Origin of the sequence: Bacteroides sp. AF39-11AC, assembly GCF_003474285.1 — a bacterium.
Classification (GTDB): Bacteria; Bacteroidota; Bacteroidia; order Bacteroidales; family Bacteroidaceae; genus Bacteroides.
Map to the genome: position 1 here is coordinate 349,460 of NZ_QROH01000005.1, position 21,340 is coordinate 370,799.

The window sequence follows — 21,340 nt, forward strand, 5'->3', positions numbered from 1 at the left end:
GAAAAACTGTAAATCTGTAACAAAAGACACACCGTCGTTGTATTCTTATTAGCAGAATCACAGTTTCAGCATCTTCTTCTCCCTTTCCAGATCGTCACCATTCAGGTGAGGGGAGGGCACCGTACACGTTTTTATATAATCCCCGTCCCGGCATGTATATTCAAAATAGACCTTTTGCTCCGGTGTCAGTTCTTCCTCGGTCAGCAGTCCGCCTTTCAGTTCTATAAAATCATCCATGCTGGTACTATCGGAATATTTCACGAAAACAATCCGCCGGGCTATCGGATTCCGGTTATAGTCCAGACTCAGGTAAAGCCCTTTCAGCATAGACGGATAGTCGTACATGGGCAGTTGCAGATAGATGGTGAATAATGCAAGCTGCGGAGCCTCCCTTTCATTGAAGATGATATATGCATTCTGATGATTATTTAATAACCCGATCCCCCGGTGCGTTGTGTTGTAAGCGCTCATATGAGTCACCTGTACATAGTCATTGTTTTCGGAGGCACTAATCAGATACGGTTCCATCTTCAGGCAATCGCTCGAAGACGAAAGACTATAACTTATATATATACCACTATAATTATACACTTCCTGTGCCGAATGATTCATCTCTTCGGTCAACATTCTGACGAATGGAATTTCCTTCTGGTTACCGGTTGTCACGGGTTCCAGTTCCAGCAACTGCCCTTTCATTTCAGTAAGGTTACCGAGCAAACGTTTCTTCGAAACATTATTCACCTGAGACAGGGCATAGTCCAATGCTTCTTCTTCCGTCATTCCTTTCTTTACCGATCTTGCAAAGGTGGGCAGCACACTTGAATAGAGAGAAGACAGCACACTGGCGGGCATATTCGTTTTATCAGCTATATCTTTCATCTTCACCCCTTTATTACGCAGATCTTCTATCCGCTTATATATCTCTAATAGTTCCTCCATATTTTGTAAGTGTTTTTGGTTTTTAATTTGCAAAGAACACCCACTTGTGTTATATTCCGATTGCATAAATGTTACATTAATGTTACTTTATTTTCTATCCGATAATTAAATGTATTAATAATAAATATTCATTTTTTCTGTAACATCATCCTTCTACTTTTGCCCTCGAAATCAAAAGAGAATAAAATGAAAACAATTACCGACATTAAAACGGAACTACTTTCAAACAAGAAAATATCCGATCTTGTATTCATACTTTGGGCAGGAGGTGCAGCGCTTCTTTCGTACTCCTTAGTATATGCGCTTCGCAAGCCTTTCACCGCTGCCTCCTTCGACGGACTGGATGCTTTCGGATTGGATTATAAAGTACTGGTTACCACCGTTCAGATTCTGGGCTACCTCATCGCCAAGTTTGTCGGTATCAAGTTGATCTCCGAATTAAAGAAGGAGCACCGCATGAAGTTCATCCTGGCTTCCATTCTGGTAGCGGAACTCTCCCTGGTTCTCTTCGGACTCTTGCCTGCTCCTTATAATATCTTCGCCATGTTCTTCAACGGTTTGTCACTGGGTTGCATGTGGGGCGTGATATTCAGCTTCATCGAAGGCAGACGCACCACCGATATTCTTGCCAGCCTTTTGGGTATCAGTATTGTCATCAGCTCCGGCGTGGCAAAATCTATCGGACTGTTCGTTATGAACACCCTGCATGTAGGAGAGTTTTGGATGCCCGCTCTCATCGGTGCCTTTGCCCTGCCATTGCTTGCCTTACTGGGTTACACCCTGAATCGCCTGCCGCAACCCACCCAACAGGACATTGCCGAAAAGAGCCAGCGTGTCACTCTCAACGGAAAACAACGCAAAGAACTGTTTCGCAACTTCATGCCCGTATTGATCCTCCTGTTCGTAGCCAACCTTCTGTTGGTTATCCTCCGGGATATTAAAGAAGATTTCCTGGTGAAGATTATCGACATGAGCGGACATTCTTCCTGGCTGTTTGCACAAATAGACAGTGTTGTTACTCTTATCATCCTTGCACTTTTCGGAATGATGGTCTTTGTAAAGAGTAATATCAAAGTATTGGTCATCCTCCTGAGTATGGTGGTTGCCGGAACGGCTACCATGAGTTTCGTATCACTCAATTACGATACGCTTCAACTCAGCACCGTGACTTGGTTGTTCATCCAGAGTCTGAGCCTTTACATTGCCTACCTTTGTTTTCAAAGCATATTTTTCGACCGCTTCATAGCATGCTTCAAGATAAAAGGCAATGTAGGATTCTTTATTGTGACGATTGATTTCATCGGATATACCGGTACGGTACTCGTCTTGATGTTCAAGGAATTCTTTAATACGGATATCAATTGGCTCGATTTTTACAACCAGATGTCCGGTTATGTAGGAATAATCTGTACCGTAGCATTCAGCTGTTCTATTGTCTATCTGGTGCAGAGACATAAGAAAGAAGAACTCCTGCGCACCGGACGTGCGGTAGAAGAGAAACCGGAAATGCTGCAATCTGCATTTTCTGTGATGCCCAGCTAAAAAAACAAGGAAAATGGAACACCTTGTTGTAATAAATGATAATTTAGCGGGTTGTATTCAGTTTCCCGGGTGCGTAATCCGCACTTAAAAATCTAAACAGGTAAATAACAACTCATTATAAAATAACAAGTAAACATGAAAAGAATAGAATGTATCATTATGGACTGGGCAGGCTCTGCAGTCGATTACGGATGTTTCGCTCCGGTAGCCGCCTTCCTGAAAGCCTTCAATGAAATAGGCATCAACATCACGATGGAACAAGCCCGCCGCCCTATGGGAATGGCCAAGATAGACCACATCCGCGAACTGTTCAAGATGGACGGAGTAGGCGAGGAGTTTGAGAAACTCTATCACCGCCCCTGGAACGAACAGGACGTAATAGATATGAACGCCAAATTCGAAGAATACCTTTTTGCTTCCCTGGCAAACTACACCGACCCCATTCCCGGAGTCATCGATACCCTGAATGAACTGAGAAAACAAGGCATCAAAATAGGTTCCACCACCGGCTACACCCAAGCCATGATGGATGTAGTGCTCCCCAATGCAGCCCGCAAAGGTTACACCACCGACAAGTGTGTCACTCCCAACGGCCTGCCTGCCGGACGTCCTTTCCCTTATATGATTTACCAAAACATGATCGATCTTGCCATCCCTTCAACAGACTGTGTTCTGAAGTACGGTGACACCATTGCCGACATCAAAGAGGGTATCAATGCCAAAGTCTGGACCGTCGGCGTCATACTCGGCAGTAACGAACTGGGACTAACCCAGGAGGAAGTAGAACAAATGCCTCCCGCAACGCTCACTGCTCGGAAAGCAGAAGTCAGACAGCGCATGCTTCTGGCAGGTGCCCACTATGTGGTGGACAGCATCGAAGAACTTCCCAAAATCATAGAACTTATCAATCATAAACTGAATACGAATCATTAATCCTTTTAAATATCAAACCAATATGAAACCCTATTTATTATTAACCCCCGGCCCATTAACCACGTCAGAAACCGTAAAAGAAGCCATGATGACCGATTGGTGCACATGGGACGCCGACTATAACGTACACATTGTAGAAGAAATCCGCAAATCCCTCGTTGCCCTTGCCACTACAGCCACCGACGAATACACTTCCGTACTCTTGCAGGGAAGCGGCACTTATTGCGTGGAAGCTGTTATCGGCAGTGTTATCACTCCCAAGCACAAACTACTTATCCTCAGCAATGGCGCTTATGGTGACCGTATGGGCCACATTGCCGAATATCACGGCATCAACTACGATATGCTTGCTTTCGAAGAAACCGAACAGGTTTCCGTTGACTATGTAGACGATTACCTGTCCAACAATTCAGATATCACCCACGTAGCCGTAGTACATTGCGAAACCACTACCGGTATCCTGAACCCTCTCAAAGAGATTGCCCACATTGTGAAGCTCCACAACAAAAAGCTGATTGTAGATGCTATGAGCAGCTTCGGCGGCGTGCCTTTGGATATGTATGAATTAGGTATCGACTTCATGATCAGCAGTGCCAACAAATGCATCCAGGGTGTTCCCGGCTTCGGTTTTATCATAGCCCGAAAATCCGAACTGTTACACTGCAAAGGCGTTTCCCGTTCACTCTCACTCGATATTTACGACCAATGGGAGACGATGGAAAAGGGACACGGCAAATGGAGGTTTACTTCACCCACCCATGTAGTAAGAGCCTTCAAGCAAGCACTTGCCGAACTGGAAGAAGAGGGGGGAGTAGCCGCCCGCCACAAGAGATATTGCGAAAACCACCGCATATTGGTAGAAGGAATGCGCGCACTCGGCTTCAAAACCTTGCTGCCGGACGAATTCCAGTCGCCCATCATCACCTCTTTCCTTTATCCGAAAGCAGGTTTCGATTTCAACTCTTTCTACACCCAACTGAAAGAAAAAGGTTTTGTCATCTATCCGGGCAAGATATCCCAGGCAGATACTTTCCGCATCGGCAACATCGGAGATGTACATCCTGAAGATTTCACACGTCTGATAGAAGTAGTCCAACAAACTTCTTACTAATGAATTACCTTTCTAAATCCTCCCTGTGCCTGCTGGCGGTCATCACTTCTCTGACCGCCACAGCACAGGAAACTCTCTCCGACAAATTACAGTACAAAGTAACCGGCCGCATGCTTATAGATGGCGGTGTTTATCTCAGGAATGACAATCATTTCGGTAACGGTACGGAATTCAATGATCTGCGCATAGGCATGAAGGCCACTTACCAGCGCTGGGACATGAAAGTGGAAATAGGCTATGTAGGCAGCAAGGTTTCTATCAAAGATGCTTTCGCCACTTACACTTCCGGTAAGCATATCATCCAGGTAGGGCAATTCTACGAACCTTTCACCATGGATATGCTTTGCAGCACTTTCGACCTACGTTTCCATCAGTCACCCGGCTCTGTGCTTGCCATGACCAACAGTCGGCGTCTGGGAGTTGCCTATACTTACAATGCTATGCATTATTATGCTTGCGGAGGATTGTTTACCGACAACGATATCAGTAACTTAAAGAATACCTCGCAAGGTTATGCCGTAGACGGACGTTTTGTTTACCGACCTGTAAATGAGACTGGAAAGTTACTGCATCTCGGCATTGCCGCTGTCTATCGCACTCCCGATGGTGCTTTGCCGGATGATGATAACAGGAATACCTTTGTCTATAAATCTGCCGGAGTAAGCACTATCGATAATCGTAACCTGATTTATGCAGAAGTGGATAATGCCCGCCATCAAGTGAAGCTGGGTACTGAACTGCTGATCTATTACGGAAAATTCCTCCTTCAAAGCGAATATATCCGCACTCAGGTGAAACGCAGGAACGCCCTTGCCTACTATACCGGACAGGGTGGATATGCGCAATGTTCGTGGCTCCTGATAGGAGATACTTATGCATATGATGCAGCTCTGGCATGTCCTGCCCGTCCTGTAGGCCGTGCGCTCGAACTCTGCGGACGTTTCAATATCGTAGATATGAACGACCGAACTGCGGAAGTATTAGGCGGAACACAAAAGGATTTTTCTCTGGGATTGAATTACTACATAAACAAGCATATAGGGATTAAAGTAAACTACAGTTATGTAATCCCCGGAAAACACATTCGGGAGATAAGCGACAAGAATTTTAGTGTATTGCAGGCAAGATTCCAGTTTATACTATAATATTTCCTTTCTTAAAGATTATATCATTTAACTCATAACGGTATAGTAATGAATGAATAGATACGCGGACGACACGGACAAGGCGGATGAACGCGGACTTTATTTTTTTATTTATAATAGTATAGCGCAGCTTTTTAAATCCGCGTTCGTCCGCGTACCCATTTAATTCATAACCGAAAAAAATGAAAGGCTATAAAAAATAATACTTTAATAAAGAAAGGAGAATTAGATATGGCACGACCTATAAAAGGAAGGCTGAAAGCCTGAAATTATATAGCGTAGGGCCATCGCCCTACGTAAGTATATAACCCAGTGTCTGCACCCTGAAAGGGCGTAATCACTTCTTCTTTAAAAACCGTTGTGCCAAATATTTCCGTATAGGCTCATCATACAGCTTCAAGCACAGGTAAGCCAACACTACATTCAAGGCATAAACGCATAAAGCAACCTGCCAGGTTTCTCCCAAAGTAAAGAGTTGATTTTTAATCAGCCATGCATAGAACAGATACATGAACGGATAATGTATCACATAAATCGGATAAGAGATATCTCCCAGGAACTTACATATCTGAGTTGACTTTTTATCCGTAGTAGTTCCCGATGCTCCTATCCATACAAGGGCGGGGAAAGCTACGATAATACAAAATGCTTCATAAAGACCATTTGTACAAATCGGCTCCGCACCTTCCAGATAGGGTACTGAGAACAAAGCAATCAATACAATGGTACATATCCAGAACGCGCCTTTCACCTTCATAGGCTTGAAGTTACGCGACATAAGCATACCCACAGAAAACGGGAACAACATTCTCAATAATCCGCCGCCAAAGTTGACACCGTCCAACGTCCAGCCCACACCTATATTTCCATAACCGGAAACATCGAAGACTGCGAATAGCACCAATGCCACTCCCAACAATACAACAAGCACAGTCAGCGCCTTTTTGGATAAGCGACGGATAAACAAGGCATAAAGAATATTACCTATATACTCGAAGAACAATGACCAGCAAGGCCCATTCAACGGAAACATCTCACCGTTGCCACGAACTTCATAACCTACGCCCGGCATTGCGGGAATAAAGAATATTGTGCAGAGCAGAGACAGCATTATCATGGAAATGCCGATATGCGTTCCATCCCATTGCACGGAACCCTGAATACAGAATGTAACAGCACCCAGAACAGCCCCCATTATCACCATAGGATGAAGACGTATCAAACGACGCTTAAAGAAATCTTTCATTGTAAGACTCTTACCCCAACGGTCATCATAGGCATAGCCGATAACGAAACCTGAAAGGATAAAGAAAAAATCTACGGCTAAATATCCATGATTGAACGTTGTAATCATGGTATCGCTTGCAAAAGCATAGCCTTCGAATATATGATACCATATTACCATAAGAGCCGCTACACCACGAAGTCCGTCCAGAAGATCGTAATGCGCCTTGGTATCCGAAAAAGCTGCTGAGGGGGTATTAGACATTTGTTTCTTAGTATTAAGTTAATATTTTCAGGTGGCAAAGATACAAAAAAAGAGACTGCCTTTTAAAGACAGTCTCTTTTCATTTTATCTGATTTCAGGAAAATCCTTATTCAATCACTCCGAGTTCACGGAAACATTTCGTCAACTTCTCAACAGCATAGTCTACCTGCTCTTTGGTGTGAGTAGCCATCAATGCTACGCGTACCAGCGTATCTTGCGGTGCACAAGCGGGCGGAATAACCGGATTGATGAAGATGCCTTCGTCAAACGCCATCTTAGTTACGATAAATGTCTTTTCCGCATCACGCACATACAGCGGAATGATAGGAGATTCAGTTTCACCGATTTCGAAACCGGCATCACGGAATTTCTTCAATGCATAGTTGGTGATATCCCACAAACGTTGCTGACGTTCCGGCTCGTTCATAATGATGTGAAGAGCTTCACGGGCAGCAGCCGTAGCAGCAGGCGTGTTACTTGCCTGGAATATATAAGAACGGGCATTGTGGCGCAACCAGTTGATTACCGAAGCATCTCCGGCAACGAAACCACCAATAGAAGCCAGTGACTTGCTGAATGTACCCATAATCAGGTCGATATCATCCGTCACACCGAAATGATCGCAAACACCGCGTCCCTGTTTTCCGAACACACCCAATCCGTGCGCTTCGTCCACCATGATGCTGGCATTGTATTTCTTCTTCAAACGTACGATCTCCGGGAGGTTGGCAAGGTCGCCTTCCATAGAGAAGACACTATCCACCACAATCAGTTTGATAGCATCCGGCTCGCATTTCTGGAGTTCTTTTTCCAGATCGGCCATATCGTTATGTTTGTACTTTAATTGAGTAGAAAAGGAGAGGCGGCGACCATCTACGATGGAAGCGTGCACGCGGTCGTCACAGATAATGTAATCGTTACGTCCCGTCAATTGCGGAATAACACCCTCATTTACAGTAAATCCGGTGGAAAAACAGAGCGCATCGTCTTTTCCGACAAACTCAGCCAGTTCTTTTTCCAACTCTACGTGTATATCAAGAGTTCCATTTAATAAACGGGAACCTGCACAACCTGTACCGTATTTATCTGTGGCAGCTTTTGCGGCTTCTATTATTCTTTTATCGTAAGTCAGTCCCGTATAAGCATTCGAACCGAACATCAGGACTTTTTTACCATCCATCAACACCTCAGTATCCTGATGGCTGTCAATTGTGCGGAAATAGGGGTATACGCCCATTGCCATATATTGCTGTGGCAGGTCGTATTTCGCCAATTTGTCTTGTAGTAATCCCATGAAATGTTTATTATATAATATGAAATATTTAACTCTTAGTTACAAGCCTTTTGAAAACAGGGGGCAAAGATAGCAAAATATGTGCTTATCTGTTCTTTTTTTACTAAAAAATATATTTGTCTATGGAATAAAGCCCACTCTATGGTTAAAAATTCAAGTATTTGTATTACTTTTGCCATTTATAAAATTGCATAGTGAAACAACCCTTGCATGGACGAAGAAAAAAAGAAAATATCATTCATTATAAATCCGAAATCCGGCACGCAGAGCAAAGAGCAAATCCTCCATTTGCTCGATGAAAAGCTGGATAAGGCAAAGTATGTCCAGGAGGTAATCTATACCGAATATGCCGGACATGCTGTTGAAATTGCTGCACAAAAAGCAAAGGAAAATGTGCATGCCGTAGTGGCTATTGGCGGTGACGGTACGATCAACGAAATAGCCCGTTCGCTAGTACATACAAAAACTGCATTGGGCATCATTCCGTGTGGTTCGGGAAACGGACTGGCACGCCACCTGCAAATCTCGATGGAGCCTAAAAAGGCGATAGAAATCATCAACGAAGGAATTATAGACGTCATCGATTACGGAAAAATCAATGAAGTGCCTTTCTTCTGCACCTGCGGTGTGGGTTTTGATGCTTTTGTCAGTCTGAAATTTGCAAAGGCGGGCAGGAGAGGCCCTCTTACCTATTTAGAAAAGACTCTGCTGGAGAGTCTGAAGTATCAGCCCGAAACTTACGAACTGGAAACGGAAGACGGTACCTTAAAGTATAAGGCTTTCCTGATAGCCTGCGGCAACGCTTCGCAATATGGAAACAATGCGTACATAGCTCCACAGGCCATGCTGACGGACGGATTACTGGACGTGACCATCCTTGAACCTTTCACGGTGCTGGATGTGCCCTCCCTGTCTTTCCAACTGTTTAATAAGACTATAGACCAAAACAGCCGCATCAAAACTTTCCGCTGCCAGACGCTGCGCATCCACCGTACCAAACCGGGAGTAGTGCACTTTGACGGGGACCCGATGATGATGGGAGAAAACATCGACGTAAAGGTAATCAAAGAAGGATTGCAGGTGATCATCCCCCGGTATGCCGAAAAAGACTCTTCGAATGTATTGCAACGAGCACAGGATTACATAAATGGCCTGAAGCAGATCAATGAGGAAATTGTGCATAAGAATAAGATGATATTGGATAAGAGCAAAGAACAGATTAAGAAGTTAACTAAAATCTGAGTTTTTATAAAATAAATCTGTATTTTTGCGCGTCATTAGCAATTAAGCGTGTGCCCCGACAGCGCAGCCAAATTGTAAATTGTAAATTGTAAATTGTAAATATCAACATGTTTAGATCACACACCTGCGGAGAACTTCGTATCTCCGATGTCAATAAGCAAGTAACGCTGGCAGGTTGGGTGCAGCGCAGCCGCAAAATGGGAGGCATGACATTCATTGACCTCCGCGACCGTTACGGTATCACCCAGTTAGTTTTTAACGAAGAGGTGGACGCCGCACTTTGCGAGAACGCCAACCGCCTGGGACGCGAATTCGTCATTCAGATTACAGGAACGGTGAACGAACGCTTCAGCAAAAATGCCAATATCCCGACCGGAGATATTGAAATCATCGTATCGGAACTGAATGTGCTGAATGCAGCCTTGACACCTCCGTTCACCATCGAAGATAATACGGATGGTGGCGACGATATCCGCATGAAATACCGTTATCTGGATTTGCGCCGCCCGTCGGTACGCAGAAATCTGGAACTCCGCCATAGAATGACCATTGAGGTACGCCGCTACCTGGACAGCCAGGGTTTCATCGAAGTGGAGACTCCTGTACTGGTAGGCTCTACTCCGGAAGGCGCACGCGACTTCGTGGTGCCCTCACGCATGAATCCGGGACAGTTCTACGCTTTGCCGCAAAGCCCGCAGACCTTGAAGCAATTGCTGATGGTATCTGGTTTCGACCGTTACTTCCAGATTGCCAAGTGTTTCCGTGACGAGGACCTTCGTGCCGACCGTCAGCCGGAATTTACTCAGATAGACTGTGAAATGTCTTTCGTGGAACAGGACGACATCATCAACCTGTTTGAAGGTATGACGAAATATCTGTTCAAAGAAATCCGCGGTGTGGAATTGGAAGGTCAGTTCCAGCGTATGGCATGGGCGGACGCCATGAAATATTATGGTAGCGACAAACCCGACTTGCGTTTCGGCATGAAGTTCGTGGAGCTGATGGATATACTGAAAGGGCATGGCTTCTCTGTATTCGATAGTGCCGAATACATCGGTGGTATCTGTGCCGAAGGTGCCGCACACTATACCCGCAAACAACTGGATGCACTGACGGAATTCGTGAAGAGACCGCAGGTTGGTGCAAAAGGTATGGTTTACGCCCGTGTAGAGGAAGACGGAAATGTAAAATCGAGCGTTGACAAATTCTATACGCAGGAAGTACTGCAACAGGTAAAAGAAGCTTTCGGTGCCAAACCGGGTGACTTGATTCTGATTTTGAGCGGTGACGACACCATGAAGACGCGCAAGCAGCTTTGCGAGCTTCGTCTGGAAATGGGTAACCAACTGGGATTGCGTGATAAGAACACATTCGCATGCCTGTGGGTGGTAGACTTCCCGATGTTTGAATGGAGCGAGCAAGAAAACCGCTTGATGGCTATGCACCATCCGTTCACCCATCCGAAAGACGAGGACATTGATTTGCTGGATACTGATCCGGCAGCAGTACGTGCCGATGCTTATGATATGGTAATCAATGGTGTGGAAGTTGGTGGCGGTTCAATCCGTATCCACGATCCGAAGTTGCAGGCAAAGATGTTCGAAATCCTCGGATTCACTCCCGAAAAAGCAGAAGAACAATTCGGATTCCTGATGAATGCATTCAAATACGGTGCACCTCCTCATGGCGGTCTGGCATATGGTCTTGATCGTTGGGTATCTCTCTTTGCCGGATTGGATAGTATTCGTGACTGCATCGCATTCCCGAAGAATAACAGTGGACGCGACGTGATGCTGGATGCTCCCGCAGCACTTGATCCGTCTCAGTTGGACGAACTGAATCTGATCGTAGATATCAAAGAATAAGAGTAGGTTAGTTTGTTGTGAGAGAGTCGAGACGCATCTTCCGTTTTGCAGTAATCGGTACGCTGAATGCCCTGATTATAGCAGCAGTCATCTGGCTGATGATGGATGAACTGGACATCGACTATATGCTCTCTAACATAACTGCTTACGTCATTGCACAGACTCATAATTTTATCTGGTGCAAGCACTGGATATTTCCTTTGGATGATAAAGAAAAGAAGAGCAACACCTGGAGGCAGGTGTTGCTCTTTTCTATCGCTTTCGGAATGGCGTATCTGGCGCAATTCCTATTCTTGGTAGTGCTGGTCGAGGCACTGAATTGTGATGAATACCTGGCTCAGTTCCTGGGACTATTTATCTACGGAGGCGTGAATTTTATAATGAACAGGAGAATCACGTTCCGTTAACACTTTATCAAACTGCGTTTTGCTGCGCTTTTATCGAACCATATTTTAATCGAGGAAGCGTTTCGTCAATCCAGCGTATTCATCGATACGACGGTCGCGCAGGAAAGGCCACCAACGGCGTACATTTTCCGAGCGTTCCATATCTATTTCCACTACTATATTTTCCGGACGGTCGTTTCCGGCTTGTGCAAGGAATTCTCCTTGCGGACCTACTACAAAACTATTTCCCCAGAATTGGATGCCATTCGTCTGCATGGACGGATCGGGTTCGTGACCGACACGGTTAACGGAGATAACGGGGAGTCCGTTGGCTACGGCATGGGCACGCTGAGAGATAATCCAGGCATTGAGCTGGCGTGCTTTTTCATCATCGGCGTCACTGCTTTCCCAACCGATGGCGGTGGGGTAGATTAATAATTCGGCACCTTTCAATGCCATCAGGCGGGCAGCTTCGGGGTACCACTGATCCCAGCAAACAAGTACACCCAGCTTTCCGAGAGAGGTTTGGATAGGTTCGAAACCTATATCTCCGGGGGTGAAGTAGAACTTTTCATAATAGGCCGGATCGTCGGGGATATGCATCTTGCGGTATTTTCCGGCAATACTTCCGTCACGATCAAAAACAACAGCGGTGTTATGATAGAGTCCCGGAGCACGTTTCTCAAATAGGGAGGTTACCAATACAATTTTATTGGCAGCGGCCAGTTCGGAGTAAAACCCGGTGGAAGGGCCGGGAATGGTTTCCGCCAGATCAAACAGTTGTGTGTTTTCAGTCTGACAGAAATACAGGGAGTTGTGTAGTTCCTGTAATACAACCAGTTGCGCACCATGTACTGCACAGGCTTCTATGCTTTTAGCCAGGTTCATCAGGTTCGTACGAAGATCTGCTGTATTGGCTTGCTGAATAATTCCGACTTTTATTTTTCTCATATCTTTCTAATTTTAATATTTCACTAATTAGTATCAGATCAATATTCTATTTCGCCCTTTCAGGGCTTAATTGAATTATCTGATTAACACGTAGGGCGTTGCCCTGCGCTATATAATTATAGCCTTTCAGGCTATTAATAATCTTTATACTACAACATCTTAAAAGGCTGAAAGCCTGATATTATATAGCGTAGGGCAACGCCCTACGTAGCTAACATTCTCCTTCCTAAGCCCTGAAAGGGCGAAATTATCATAAATATTGTTCATTATACTCTACTCCATATTCTTTTAAAAATATCTTTAACTCGTCTTCAAAAGATATCTTTTTATGATGTTCTTCCTGTCCACCGATATATCGGGTTACAACATCCACTTTAGACTGACTAACTGAAAAAGCTCCATAACCTTCTTGCCACGCAAACCATTGATAGTAAATTCCTTTACCTTTAATCCACTTAGAAGAACTTTTCTTTATTTCCTCAACCATTTTAGTTAGAGCTATATTCTTATTTAAAACACAAAGAACATGTATATGATTAGTTATTCCACCTACAATAATTGAAGGACAATCGACGTTCTTTAAAATACCGGATATATATGAGAACATCTCTGGTAAATCTTCTTTTCGAATACTATCCTTACGGTATTTTGTACTAAAAGTCAAATGAATATAATTCTTAGATAATGATTGTGGCATGTTTATTTCGCCCTTTCAGGGCTTAAGTTAGCGATTCATTTACTACGTAGGGCGTTGCCCTACGCCATATAATTTTAGCCTTTCAGGCTATAATTCCCACTGGATATTGCATCGTCACGCAATGCAACGAGCCATGTTGCTTTATCAATGCACAGCAATCCACGCCCACTATCTCGTGATGAGGGAAAGCTGCTTGAAGCACTTCTTTAGCACGTTGGTCATTCTCCGGCTGACGATAAGTAGGATAAAGCACCGCATCATTCATTATCAAGAAATTGGCATACGTTGCGGGGAGACGTTCACCCTCTTCCTCAATCTTGTCCACCATAGGCAATGCCAACAGGCGGTAGGGGTTTCCATTCAAAGTACGGAAGGTTTTCAGTTGCTCTTCCATTTGATGGAGAGCTTCGTAATGTTCATCCTGCGTATCGGTGCATTGCACATAGGCAATAGTATCCGGTGAGCAAAGACGAGCGAGCGTATCGACATGACTATCTGTATCATCTCCTGCCAAATACCCATGATCGAGCCAAAGTACCTGTTTCAGATGAAATACAGAACAGAGATATTCTTCGATTTCATCGCGGCTCATCTGTCCGTTACGATTGGGAGAAAGCAGGCACTCGGACGTGGTGAGCAATGTTCCCACCCCGTCACTCTCAATGGAACCACCTTCCAGGACAAACCCCAGACGATTAACATACCGCCCATTCAGGAAACCGGCTTCCACAGCCTGACGGGTAATCAGATTGTCTTTATCCGAAGCGAATTTCAGCCCCCAGCCATTGAACATGAAATCAAGAAGCGAAGCGCCTTCTGAATCCAACATGGTAATTGCACCATGATCACGCGCCCAGGTATCATTCGTTTCACACTCCATGAAACGGACATTCTGCATATTGACGGTAGCTGAAATCTGCTTTTTGACCTCCTCCGGTTCGGGAGTTACAATCAGAAGCAATTCCCGTTGGGCTATTTCGCGTGCGATAGCGGCAAAGCAGGTTTGTACTTCCGTAAGCATATGTGCCCAGTCAGTTCCGGCATGGGGCCAAGTCAGCTGTATTCCGCTTTGCGGCGCCCATTCGGCAGGTAAAACAGTATTGAACGTATCACTCATATTTATCATTCTTTCTTTTCTTCTTTCGGCTTGCGGTCAAAGAACGGATTCTTGGTCGAAGCACTGACCGGAATAGCATACACAGATCTGCATCCCGGCAACCACTCCAATTGCTGCGCAGCAAGTCCGGCAGAGAACATCACACGGGTATCCACACGCAAATCGGCCGCCGTGGCGCAAGCCGAACCGATAGCTATACCTACATCAACCGAATTCACGGCACAAGGCACACCTTCAGGGCGTCCCGCACAAGTGGGATAACCACAATGGCCGCAGTTCAATCCTTGCGCCTGCTCGCGCGTACCTATTATAATTACACATTCAGCCTGCAAAATGTTGGCGGCATCCCGCAAAAAGAACTTCATTCCGTGTTCTTCTACCATGGCAACCATCTTGTCCGACAATACTTTTAAATCATCTCCGGTGACCATAGCTATTTCAATTATATCTACACCTTTTCCCTTCGGAGCAGTACGGGCAGCAGTCATCATCTGCCTTGCCACGTCCAACACATGTTCGTGGCGGCTTGCACGTTCGTTCTGTATCATAATTCTCACTTTTATTAAAAACTGATAGCAAAGATAATGCAAATTGAGTGCAGAACTTTCATGCTTGCATGAAAAAGTTATGCCGAAATGCAGCTTATCTTATTTAAAGATACTGATTTCAGCCAATAATCCGCCATTTTCTCAGAATTCCTTTCTATATTTGCTTTCAAATGGAGACCAGGACTATACTTCAAATAGACAACGCATGCATCGCTTTCGGAGCAGATACACTTTTTTCCGGTTTTTGCTTACAACTGCACGAAGGGGAAATCGCCTGCATTTCCGGACAATCGGGGCGGGGAAAAACCTCCTTGCTGAATGCAGTTTTAGGATTTGTACCCCTCAAAGCAGGGAGCATCACCGTCAACGGCATTTTACTGGAAAAAGGAACTATCGACCAAATTCGCAGACAAGTGGCATGGATACCGCAAGAACTGGCGCTTCCATCGGAATGGGTAAAGGAAATGGTACAGCTCCCTTTTAATCTGAAAGCTAACCGGAACACCCCCTTTTCACTGGACAAACTATTTGCCTGCTTCGATGAATTGGGGCTGGAAGAGGAATTGTACGATAAACGTGTAAATGAAATCTCCGGAGGACAACGACAACGTATCATGATTGCCGTAGCCACCCTGATGCAAAAGCCGCTACTGATTGTGGATGAACCGACTTCCGCACTGGATTCGGACTCTACGGATAAAGTACTTGCTTTCTTCCGGAAACGAATGAGGGAGGGAAGTGCCATTCTCGCCGTCTCTCATGACCAGGGATTTGCGCAAGGATGCAACCAGATGATAACACTATAACTAAGAGATTAATAAAGTGGGAACTATCGACATATCATATACCAGTTTAGCCATCGGATTACTGCTGTTGCTTATTCCGCTGTTCTACTTGTGGAAGTTCAGGACAGGACTATTGTGGGTTACCGTGATTGGTATCGCACGGATGATTGTACAACTTTTCTTTATCGGTATCTACCTGAAATACTTGTTTCTGTGGAATAACCCATGGATCAACTTTCTGTGGGTGATTATTATGATATTCGTCGCTGCACAAACCGCCCTGGCACGCACCCAACTGAAACGGAAAATACTGTTTATTCCTATTTCCATCGGTTTTTTATTCAGTGTCGTCTGCATCGGTATGTACTTTATTGCCATTGTATTACGGCTGGAAAATGTGTTCAGTGCCCAATATTTTATTCCGATATTCGGTATCCTGATGGGAAACATGTTATCCAGCAATGTTGTTGCGCTGAATGCCTATTACAGCGGATTGAAACGGGAACAGCAATTGTATCGCTATCTGCTTGGCAATGGCGCCACAAGGGCAGAAGCACAGGCGCCTTTTATCAAACAGGCTATCATTAAGTCTTTTAGTCCATTGATTGCCAATATTGCCGTTATGGGCCTGGTAGCACTGCCCGGCACAATGATCGGACAAATCCTGGGAGGTAGTAGCCCGAATGTTGCCATCAAATATCAGATGATGATTATGGTGATAACTTTCACGGCATCCATGCTTTCGCTGATGATTACCATCTCGCTGGCATCGCGTAAGTCATTCGATGCCAACGGAAAATTGTTGGAAATTATGGTAGAGAAAAAGGAAAAGAAGAAAAAACGTTAATCTTTCATTTTGGATGGAGTGTAACGAAGCTGTACATACTGTATACCCGGCTTAATGTAAGCACTATCCATCAGTACTTTCTTTACTTTGAACGTCTCAAGACACCAGTTGATATGTCTTTCTACAGATTTTGTCTGCGACTTCACATAAGAAAGCACCTCAACACTTCCTACCGTATCTATTTCAACTTGAGCCTTTAAGGTACGTATAGGAACCGGTTTTCCAGACATATAACTGGGTAGTTTCTTATTTTTATCTATCCAGAAGATCGCCGTAGCTTTCGGAGTAGTATCCACAAATTCCTCTTGTGCATCCTCTTCACCGCCATCCTGGGCTTTGGATGAGGGTTGGCACGAGAAAAGAATGCATAATAAAGCAAAAAACGAGAAAAGTAATGCTTTCATGGTATAGAGTTTTACAATTATCTGAACAAATATATAAAAAAAGAGTAAAACAAACAGTTATTCAGTGCATTTTTACTATATTTGCACCGAAATTTTCTATTCACATAATGAGAATTAAGGAGATAGTAAGCGCCCTTGAACGGTTCGCGCCTCTGCCATTGCAAGACGGATTTGATAATGCCGGCCTGCAAATCGGATTGACAGAAGCGGAAGCAACAGGGGCTTTGTTGTGTCTTGACGTCACTGAAGCCGTGCTGGACGAGGCGATTGCATTAGGGTACAATCTTGTCATATCCCATCATCCGCTGATATTCAAAGGGTATAAATCCATCACGGGCAGGGACTATGTAGAGCGTTGTATCATGAAAGCGATCAAGAATGATATCGTGATCTACTCAGCACATACCAACCTGGACAATGCTCCGGGAGGTGTGAACTTCAAGATTGCCGAGAAAATAGGATTAAGTAATGTACGCGTGCTGGAAGCCAAAGAGAATGCTTTGGTAAAATTGGTGACTTTTGTACCCACAGCACAAGCGGAAGATGTTCGTAAAGCTTTGTTTACAGCCGGATGCGGTTGCATAGGAAACTACGACGCATGCAGTTACAATGTAGAAGGAGAGGGAACTTTCCGTGCTCAGGAGGGTAGCCACCCGTTCTGTGGAAGCATCGGAGAGTTGCATACGGAAAAGGAAGTGCGGATAGAAACCGTATTGCCTGCCTACAAGAAATCGGAAGTTATCAAAGCTCTACTGAGTGCCCATCCGTATGAGGAACCTGCATTCGACCTATATCCTTTGCAGAATAGCTGGACACAGGCTGGGGCAGGAGTTATCGGAGAACTGGAAACACCGGAAACGGAGTTGGAGTTCCTGAAACGCATCAAGAAGACCTTTGAAGTGGGCTGTCTGAAGCATAACAAGCTGACCGGACGTGAAATACAGACCGTGGCACTGTGTGGAGGAGCCGGAGCATTCCTGATGCCGCTTGCCATACGCAACGGTGCAGACGTGTTCATCACCGGAGAAATCAAGTATCACGATTACTTCGGACACGATACGGATATTCTGCTGGCAGAGATAGGACATTACGAAAGCGAACAATATACAAAAGAAATATTCTATACAATAATCCGGGAGTTGTTTCCTAACCTTGCGCTGCAACAGTGCAAAGTGAATACCAACCCCATAAAATATTTATAAGTAAAATGGCTAAAGAAGCAAAAAAAGATCCTCAGGAATTGACCGTGGAGCAGAAGTTAAAAGCCCTGTTCCAGTTGCAGACTATGTTGTCTAAGATTGATGAAATCAAGACTTTAAGAGGTGAACTTCCGCTGGAAGTACAGGACTTGGAAGATGAAATCGCCGGTCTGAGCACTCGTATCGACAGAATTAAGGCAGAAGTAGCCGAATTGAAATCCGCCATCGCTACCAAGAAAGTGGAGATTGAAACTTCAAAAGCTTCTATCGCAAAATACAAGGAACAACAGGAGAATGTACGCAACAACCGTGAGTACGACTTCCTGAGCAAAGAAATCGAATTCCAGACTCTGGAAATGGAGCTTTGTGATAAGAGAATCAAAGAGTTCGCTGCACAGGAACAGGAGAAATCTGCTGAAGTTGCAAAGAGCACAGAAGCGTTGGATGAAAGACAGAAAGACTTGGACGTTAAGAAGAACGAACTGGACGAAATCATCTCTGAAACCAAGCAGGAAGAAGAAAAGCTGAGAGACAAAGCCAAAGAACTTGAAACCAAGATCGAACCGCGTTTGCTCCAGTCTTTCAAGCGTATCCGTAAGAACTCTCGCAACGGATTGGGTATCGTATATGTACAACGTGACGCTTGTGGTGGTTGCTTCAACAAAATCCCGCCCCAGAGACAACTGGATATCCGTTCTCGTAAGAAAATCATCGTTTGCGAATATTGCGGACGTATCATGATTGACCCGGAATTGGCTGGTATAACCATCGAACACAAGGAAGAGGTAAAGGAAAAGCCAACAAGAAGAAAAAAGACTGCGGAATAATATTCAGCGGTATATATAGGAAAAGACGCCCCTGCAAGCAACATTCTATTGCTTGCAGGGGCGTCTTTTCCTATATACACCGCCGAAGTCGTTGAATTAAACTCATGATTGTAGGGGCCTGGACTATCTCTTACTTCACCTTATAAGTGCACAGTCGTTTCCTCTCATGAAAATTCTGTTTACCCCAAATGATAGCTTTGTTAACCCCACACAATAACTCCATTTACATACTGCGGTAAAGGTCGTTACATGCTAAAGTAAAAGCCGTTACAATAAGGGGTAAAGGTCGTTACATACAGCAGTAAATGCTTTTACATCTTGCAGTAAACCTCCGGTAAATGCAGTTGATTGATTATCAGAAAGCTAACAAAAGGACATTAGCACTCTTTAATTCATTTCTTCAATTATAGATCACCCACACCAACCCACATCCATCTGTCAGAACTCCATTATACCTCCCTAATCTTCTCTAAACAAATAGAGCTCCAGGTTGTTATGAACCCTGTATCACAAAAAACAACCTAAACCTATGAAGATTAAAGCTTGGGGCAGCGTGCTGCTCTTATCGTGCCTATGTTCTGCCGTCACGGCACAGAATGGCAACCGTTATCTGGAAAAACCGTTGCCCCGAGGCTGGGGGAATACGGTAGTTCCGAACTCTAAAACGGTCCCTACTTCCGCAGGAACCGCTAATTCTACCACGGCATCCGCAGATGACAACTTATTCAACGGACAGATATTACCGGTAGACGACCAGTGGTGGAAAGCATTCAATGACCCGGTGCTGGATTCGCTTATCAGCGTAGCATCCGGCGAAAACTATTCCGTACTTGCCGCTATAGACCGCATGGAACAGGCACGTGCCAGCCTGCGAATGGAGCGCAGTAATTTTTTCCCTTCTATTTCTTTAAATGGTGGATGGCTCCGCCAGCAAAGCAGTGGTAACACTACCGAATTGCCCCAATCCATCACACATTATTATGATGCATCACTCAATGCCAGTTGGGAACTGGATATATTCGGAAGCATCCGGCAACGGGTAAAGGCGCAACGGGAAACATTCCAAGCCAGCCGTGAAGAGTACATCTCTGTACAAGTGTCCCTATGCGCACAAGTCGCTTCTGCCTACATCAACCTGCGGGAACTACAACAGGAATTACAGGTGGTAATGCATAACTGCCGGACACAAGAGGAAGTGCTCAATATCACCGAAGTACGCTACAACACGGGACTTGTATCAAAACTGGATGTAGCACAGGCTAAATCAGTGTATTTCAGCACTAAAGCATCTGTTCCGCAACTGGAATCCGGAATCAGCCAATACATCAACTCGCTGGCTATTCTGCTGGGAACTTATCCGCAGGAAATACGCCCCACATTGGAAAGAATCGGGAAATTGCCCGACTACATGGAACCTGTTGGAGTAGGATTACCCGCCGATTTATTGCTCCGCCGTCCCGATGTGCGCCAAGCCGAAAGACTGGTTAATGCACAAGCCGCACTATTGGGAGCCAGCAAAAGCGACTGGCTGCCACAAGTATTCCTGAAAGGATCTGTAGGATATGCCGCCCGTGATCTGAAAGACCTGACCCGACGGAAAAGCATGACATTTGAAATTGCCCCGACCCTCAGTTGGACACTGTTCAGCGGAACAAAGCTGGTGAATGCTACCAAACAGGCACGTGCACAACTGGATGAAGCGGTGCATAACTTCAACGAAACCGTGCTTACCGCTGTACAGGAAACGGATAATGCAATGAATAATTACCGGAATTCCATCAAGCAGATTGTCGCCCTCCGGGAAGTACGAAATCAGGGACAAGAAACATTGAAACTCTCCCTGGAGCTTTATAAACAGGGACTTAGTCCTTTTCAGAATGTACTGGATGCACTCCGTTCGCTACTGACGTACGAAAACCAGTTGACGCAGGCGGAGGGTAGTTCACTACTGTATCTGGTGTCATTGTACCAGGCACTGGGAGGAGGATATAAAGAGAACTGAGTAATAATTCCTAAACC

General features: G+C 44.9%; 20 protein-coding genes. 12 read left to right on the forward strand and 8 right to left on the reverse strand.

Translation table 11 applies throughout. The annotated features are described in order from the left end of the window. Positions 1-57: 57 nt before the first annotated feature. Positions 58-939: a hypothetical protein gene (locus tag DW036_RS12685; protein ID WP_118464715.1), complete on the reverse strand. Its 882-nt coding sequence runs from the start codon at positions 937-939 to the stop codon at positions 58-60. A gap of 186 nt (positions 940-1,125) precedes the next feature. Between DW036_RS12685 and DW036_RS12690 the strand changes: the two genes are divergently transcribed. From DW036_RS12690 to DW036_RS12705, 4 genes are all read left to right on the forward strand, one after another. Next, on the forward strand, positions 1,126-2,481 hold the full coding sequence (locus tag DW036_RS12690; RefSeq protein WP_118464716.1) for a DUF5690 family protein: 1,356 nt from the start codon (positions 1,126-1,128) through the stop codon (positions 2,479-2,481). A 135-nt stretch (positions 2,482-2,616) separates the two neighbouring features. Then, a complete protein-coding gene (gene phnX, locus DW036_RS12695; protein ID WP_118464717.1) occupies positions 2,617-3,414 on the forward strand; it encodes a phosphonoacetaldehyde hydrolase in 798 nt (265 codons plus the stop codon). A 22-nt stretch (positions 3,415-3,436) separates the two neighbouring features. Then, positions 3,437-4,525, forward strand: a complete 1,089-nt coding sequence (locus tag DW036_RS12700; protein ID WP_118464718.1) for a 2-aminoethylphosphonate--pyruvate transaminase — start codon at positions 3,437-3,439, stop codon at positions 4,523-4,525. Continuing rightward, entirely contained in the window at positions 4,525-5,670 is a 1,146-nt protein-coding gene (locus tag DW036_RS12705) for an OprO/OprP family phosphate-selective porin (RefSeq protein ID WP_118464719.1), read from the forward strand. The genes DW036_RS12700 and DW036_RS12705 overlap by 1 nt, the downstream gene beginning before the upstream one ends. Positions 5,671-6,007: 337 nt before the next feature. Here the strand turns inward: DW036_RS12705 and DW036_RS12710 are convergent, their stop codons facing one another. After that, positions 6,008-7,159, reverse strand: a complete 1,152-nt coding sequence (locus DW036_RS12710; RefSeq protein ID WP_118464720.1) for an acyltransferase — start codon at positions 7,157-7,159, stop codon at positions 6,008-6,010. Positions 7,160-7,265: 106 nt separating this feature from the next. Further along, positions 7,266-8,453 carry an aminotransferase class I/II-fold pyridoxal phosphate-dependent enzyme gene (locus DW036_RS12715; protein ID WP_007214203.1) on the reverse strand — a complete coding sequence of 396 codons (1,188 nt, stop codon included), beginning with the start codon at positions 8,451-8,453 and terminating at the stop codon, positions 7,266-7,268. 210 nt (positions 8,454-8,663) lie between these two features. Between DW036_RS12715 and DW036_RS12720 the strand changes: the two genes are divergently transcribed. The 3 genes from DW036_RS12720 (at position 8,664) to DW036_RS12730 (ending at position 11,967) form a co-directional block, all read left to right on the forward strand. Beyond that, a complete protein-coding gene (locus DW036_RS12720; RefSeq protein ID WP_007218543.1) occupies positions 8,664-9,695 on the forward strand; it encodes a diacylglycerol kinase family protein in 1,032 nt (343 codons plus the stop codon). Positions 9,696-9,802: 107 nt separating this feature from the next. Further along, complete coding sequence (gene aspS / locus DW036_RS12725; protein WP_118464721.1) at positions 9,803-11,560, forward strand: aspartate--tRNA ligase; 1,758 nt, start codon at positions 9,803-9,805, stop codon at positions 11,558-11,560. Between the two features lie 17 nt (positions 11,561-11,577). Continuing rightward, positions 11,578-11,967, forward strand: a complete 390-nt coding sequence (locus DW036_RS12730; protein ID WP_007214210.1) for a GtrA family protein — start codon at positions 11,578-11,580, stop codon at positions 11,965-11,967. 45 nt (positions 11,968-12,012) lie between these two features. Here the strand turns inward: DW036_RS12730 and DW036_RS12735 are convergent, their stop codons facing one another. The 4 genes from DW036_RS12735 to DW036_RS12750 form a co-directional block, all read right to left on the reverse strand. Further along, positions 12,013-12,897, reverse strand: a complete 885-nt coding sequence (locus DW036_RS12735) for a carbon-nitrogen hydrolase (RefSeq protein WP_118464722.1) — start codon at positions 12,895-12,897, stop codon at positions 12,013-12,015. Between the two features lie 250 nt (positions 12,898-13,147). Continuing rightward, a complete protein-coding gene (locus DW036_RS12740) occupies positions 13,148-13,594 on the reverse strand; it encodes a transposase (protein WP_118464723.1) in 447 nt (148 codons plus the stop codon). A gap of 82 nt (positions 13,595-13,676) precedes the next feature. Then, a complete protein-coding gene (locus DW036_RS12745) occupies positions 13,677-14,720 on the reverse strand; it encodes an agmatine deiminase family protein (protein WP_118464724.1) in 1,044 nt (347 codons plus the stop codon). Then, positions 14,717-15,259: a ferredoxin domain-containing protein gene (locus tag DW036_RS12750; RefSeq protein WP_007662536.1), complete on the reverse strand. Its 543-nt coding sequence runs from the start codon at positions 15,257-15,259 to the stop codon at positions 14,717-14,719. The genes DW036_RS12745 and DW036_RS12750 overlap by 4 nt, the downstream gene beginning before the upstream one ends. A gap of 185 nt (positions 15,260-15,444) precedes the next feature. Between DW036_RS12750 and DW036_RS12755 the strand changes: the two genes are divergently transcribed. Both DW036_RS12755 and DW036_RS12760 read left to right on the forward strand, forming a co-directional pair. Next, positions 15,445-16,065 carry an ATP-binding cassette domain-containing protein gene (locus DW036_RS12755; RefSeq protein ID WP_029328709.1) on the forward strand — a complete coding sequence of 207 codons (621 nt, stop codon included), beginning with the start codon at positions 15,445-15,447 and terminating at the stop codon, positions 16,063-16,065. Positions 16,066-16,081: 16 nt separating this feature from the next. After that, on the forward strand, positions 16,082-16,891 hold the full coding sequence (locus DW036_RS12760; RefSeq protein WP_118464725.1) for an ABC transporter permease: 810 nt from the start codon (positions 16,082-16,084) through the stop codon (positions 16,889-16,891). Here the strand turns inward: DW036_RS12760 and DW036_RS12765 are convergent. Beyond that, positions 16,888-17,295 carry a DUF4891 domain-containing protein gene (locus tag DW036_RS12765; protein ID WP_118464726.1) on the reverse strand — a complete coding sequence of 136 codons (408 nt, stop codon included), beginning with the start codon at positions 17,293-17,295 and terminating at the stop codon, positions 16,888-16,890. The genes DW036_RS12760 and DW036_RS12765 overlap by 4 nt on opposite strands. 107 nt (positions 17,296-17,402) lie before the next feature. Between DW036_RS12765 and DW036_RS12770 the strand changes: the two genes are divergently transcribed. The 3 genes from DW036_RS12770 to DW036_RS12780 all read left to right on the forward strand — a co-directional run bounded on the left by DW036_RS12770 (position 17,403) and on the right by DW036_RS12780 (position 21,323). After that, positions 17,403-18,497, forward strand: coding sequence for a Nif3-like dinuclear metal center hexameric protein (locus DW036_RS12770; RefSeq protein WP_118464727.1), 1,095 nt, complete (start codon positions 17,403-17,405; stop codon positions 18,495-18,497). Between the two features lie 5 nt (positions 18,498-18,502). After that, positions 18,503-19,321: a zinc ribbon domain-containing protein gene (locus DW036_RS12775; RefSeq protein ID WP_118464728.1), complete on the forward strand. Its 819-nt coding sequence runs from the start codon at positions 18,503-18,505 to the stop codon at positions 19,319-19,321. Between the two features lie 529 nt (positions 19,322-19,850). Further along, the gene (locus DW036_RS12780; protein WP_118464729.1) at positions 19,851-21,323 is read left to right on the forward strand and encodes an efflux transporter outer membrane subunit; all 1,473 of its coding nucleotides are present in this window, start codon (positions 19,851-19,853) and stop codon (positions 21,321-21,323) included. Positions 21,324-21,340: the final 17 nt, after the last annotated feature.